This window comes from Sandaracinobacteroides sp. (genome assembly GCF_057137845.1).
Genome location: NZ_DBNHFX010000140.1, coordinates 1 through 3,882 on the forward strand (window position 1 = coordinate 1; position 3,882 = coordinate 3,882).

The following is a 3,882-nucleotide window of genomic DNA, read 5'->3' on the forward strand; positions in this document are numbered from 1 at the left end:
CTTGCCCACAGCAGCGAAACCAGCCGGACAACGCTCGAGCGGCTGTCGGCCAATGTGCAGGAAATCGGCAGCGAACTTGCGCGGCTGTCGCAGCCCCTGCGCGACACGCGGGGCGCAACACAGGAACTGCAAGGCGCCGTCGGCATGTTGAAGGAAACGGCGCTGCAAACGGTCGACGTGCTGGTGCAGGTGATCCCGGAACGCAGCGTCAGCGCCAGCAAGGCAGCCGAAACGCTGGCCGGAGACCTTGGGGCGCTGGTCAACGCCATCGAAGCAGCGCACGGCCGGGCGCAGGCGCTGGCCGAACCCATCGCCAGCAGCCGCGCCGCGCTCGATGAAGCCGGGCGCGCATACACCAGCCAGCGCGAAGCGATCGAAGCGGCGGGCGTGACGCTGGTCGCAGAACTTCAGCGCGCGCGCACGCTGATCGGCGAAGTCGAGGAGCAGACCCGCGACACCTCGCTGACTGCCGCGACCCGGCTGGTCGAAGCCATGGCGCGTGTCCGCGACGTGACTTCGCAAACCACCGGCACCATGCGCGAGATGCTGGACGGGCTGCTGGCCGAAGCGCAGGAAAGCCTGTCTGCCGCCGCCGACGAGGCCATGCGCAAAAGCTTCGTCGAACCGATCGCCCGCCATGCCCGCGAAGCGGAGGCAGCAGCCGCCGCCGCTGCCGAACGCACCGCGGGCAGCATGGCGGCGCTTGCAAACACGCTGAAGCTGATCGAAGACCGGACGAGCGACCGGGTGACGAAGCTTGAAGAAGCGCACCAGTCGGACATTCTGGCCGCCGCCAGCCTGCTGACAGATGAACTGGCACGGTCGTCGGTTTCGATCGCGTCCGCACTCGGCCGGCCGATGGACGACAATGACTGGGCACTCTGGCGCAAGGGCGAGCGCGGCCTGTTCAGCCGTCGCGCCCACGCATTACTCGACAAGCACGAAGCGCGCGAACTGAAGTTGCTGCTCGATGGCAATGACGGTTTTGCCCGCAGCGCGCGCGAATACACCGCCGCTTTCGAAGCATTGGCGCAACGGTTCGAAGGGCAAGCCCCCGGCCTGGTGTCGGCCTTGCGTGGGTCGGAACAGGGCCGGCTTGCCGCCGCATTGTCCGAGGTGCTGGAAGGCTGAGACGCCTGCTCAGGTGGTGGTTGCCAGATTCCCGAACGGCATCCAGCTTTCGATGTCTGCCCGGCTGATCCAGCCAAAGGTCCAGTTCAGCCAGAACAGCAGGAACAGCCCTGCCGAGATCAGCGTCGTCCACAGCAGCTTACGCGCGATCAGCGAACTGTGCGGCGCACTCGAGGCCTGCCCCGGCACTTCGTCCTCGCCCAGTTCCGCCGAAGTCCTGACGCCATAGGGCAGCACCAGAAACAGGGTGAACACCCAGAACAGGATGTAGATACCGATCACCGAATACCAGGGCATCACCCGTCAGCCCTCCAGCCCGATCATCTGCACGTCCGTCGGCGGCTTCTTGCCGGTCCATTTGCGCGCCACGCGCCGAACCGCCACCTTCAGCTCGTCCTCCAGCCGTCGCCTGTCGGCCAGGCCCTGCTTTCGAACCACCGCTTCGGCCGCATCTGCGGCTTCGGCAAGAAAAGCCTCCTCGTCTTCCTCGACGGGCAGGCCGCTTGCCAGCACGCGCGGCCTGACGGCAAGGCGGCCGCGCCGATCGGTGACGATCGTCACCACCATATGGCCAGACCAGGCCATCTTGCGGCGCGCAGCCATCGTTGCCCCGTCGGCGGGCAGGATCACATCGCCGTCCAGCACCAGTCGGCCATGCGCCTCGTGCGAGATGATTTCCGGGCCATCGGGCGCCAGCCGGATCGCCGTGCCGTTCGTCGGCACGATCGCCTTTTCCACGCCCGCCGCCAGCGCCAGCCGTGCGTGTTCCTCCATGTGGCGGCGTTCGCCGTGCACCGGCACCGAGATGCGGGGCCGGATCCAGCCATACATGGCTTCCAGTTCCGGCCGGCCCGGATGCCCGGACACATGCACATGCGCCTGCCGGTCGCCGATGATCTCGATCCCGCGCGCGGCAAGCGCATTCTGCACCCGGCCAATGGCGATTTCATTGCCGGGGATCTGCTTCGAGGAATAGACGACGAGATCGCCCGATTCCAGCTTCACCGGGTGCGTCCCCTCGGCGATACGGGCCAGCGCGGCCTGCGGCTCTCCCTGTGTGCCGGTCGCCACCAGCAGCAGGTTTTCGCGCGGATGGTTGGCGGCGTCCTCCCAGCTCAGCGTTTCAGGAAAGTCGCGCAGGTATCCGGTCGCCTTCGCCACCTCGATGATACGTTCCAGCGAGCGCCCGATGACGACGATCCGGCGGCCCGTGGCTTTCGCCACTTCGCCAAGCGTATGCAGCCGCGCAGCATTGGAAGCGAAGGTCGTGACCAGCACGCGCCCCTTCTTTCGGCTGCGCACCAGTTGCATCAACCCGTCCAGCACATCCGATTCCGAGCCGGAAGGCTTGGCGTTGAAAACATTGGTGGAATCACCGATCAGCGCCAGCGTTCCCTGCCCGCCATTGTCGCCGATGACGCGCAGTTCCGCGTCGGTTGCGGGATCGCCTAGGATCGGACGCGCATCCAGCTTCCAGTCGCCGGTGTGGAACAGCCGCCCATAGGGCGTATCGATCACCAGGGCGTTGCCTTCGGGGATCGAATGCGCCAGCGCCACATAGGTTGCGCTGAACGGCCCCAGTTCAACCTTGCCCCCCAGCGGCACCACTTTCAGCTTCACCTCGCGAGAGATGCCCTCCTCGTCGAGCTTGCGGCGGATCAGTCCGGCGGTGAACGGCGTCGCATAGAGGGGCACCCCAAGTTCTGCCGCAAGATAGGGGATCGCGCCGATATGGTCTTCGTGGCCGTGGGTCAGGATCACGCCCAGCAGATCCTTGCGGCGCTCCTCGATGAAGCTGAGGTCGGGCAGAACGATATCGATCCCCGGCAGCGACGGATCGGCAAAAGTCATGCCGAGATCGCACATGATCCATTTGCCACGGCAACCATAAAGATTGACGTTCATGCCGATCTCGCCCGAGCCGCCAAGCGGCAGGAAGATCAGTTCTTCACCCGGTTTCAATTATTGCTCCCTGACGTTCAGGCCATGGATCCGGATCAACCCCCTGATCGTCAGGTCCGGGTCCACATGCTGGATGACATCGCTGTGACGGCTGAACAGCGGCGCCAGACCGCCGGTCGCGATCACTGTGGCGTCGCCGCCGATTTCGCCACGCATGCGCCCGACAAGGCCTTCGATCAAGCCCACATAGCCCCAGAACACGCCGGACTGCATCGCGTGCACCGTGCCCTTGCCGATCACGCCCTTGCCTGCGGCCGGAGGCTCGACTGCAACGCGCGGAAGCCGCGCCGCCGCGCGATAGAGCGCATCCATCGACAGGTTGATGCCGGGCGCGATGATGCCGCCATCATAGGTGCCGGCGGCCGACACCACATCAAAGGTCGTCGCCGTTCCGAAATCGATGACGATCAGGTCGCCGGGCCAGCGCTGGTGCGCGGCAACCGCATTGACGATGCGGTCCGCGCCCACTTCCGCCGGATTGGGCAGGTTCACCGTCATGCCGTAGCTGACGCCGGGCGCTCCGGTAACCAGCGGCTCAACGCCCGAAATCCGCCGCGCCAGCCCGCGCAGATTGAACAGCGTCTGCGGCACGACACTGGCGATTACGACATCGGTGATCGCGCCGCGATCGACCGCTTCCATCTGCATCAGTTGGTGCAGCCAGACCAGATACTCGTCGGCGGTGCGGCGCTCGTCGGTCGAGATGCGCCACCGCCAGCGGATTTCGTCGCCCTCCACCAGCGCAAACACGATATTGGTGTTGCCGACATCGATCGCCAGAAGCATCAG

General features: G+C 65.7%; 4 protein-coding genes. 1 reads left to right on the forward strand and 3 read right to left on the reverse strand.

Translation table 11 applies throughout. The features are described 5' to 3' along the window. Positions 1 to 1,131 (forward strand): coiled-coil domain-containing protein (locus tag AC16JP_RS08175; protein WP_484340121.1); only part of this gene is annotated, 1,131 nt, incomplete at its 5' end. Between the two features lie 9 nt (positions 1,132 to 1,140). Here AC16JP_RS08175 and AC16JP_RS08180 read toward each other — a convergent pair. From AC16JP_RS08180 to AC16JP_RS08190, 3 genes are read right to left on the reverse strand one after another with little or no spacing between them, the layout of a single operon-like run. After that, a complete protein-coding gene (locus tag AC16JP_RS08180) occupies positions 1,141 to 1,428 on the reverse strand; it encodes a DUF1467 family protein (protein WP_484340122.1) in 288 nt (95 codons plus the stop codon). Between the two features lie 6 nt (positions 1,429 to 1,434). Continuing rightward, positions 1,435 to 3,093, reverse strand: a complete 1,659-nt coding sequence (locus AC16JP_RS08185; protein ID WP_484340123.1) for a ribonuclease J — start codon at positions 3,091 to 3,093, stop codon at positions 1,435 to 1,437. Next, positions 3,094 to 3,879, reverse strand: coding sequence for a type III pantothenate kinase (locus tag AC16JP_RS08190; protein WP_484340124.1), 786 nt, complete (start codon positions 3,877 to 3,879; stop codon positions 3,094 to 3,096). Positions 3,880 to 3,882 lie beyond the last annotated feature (3 nt).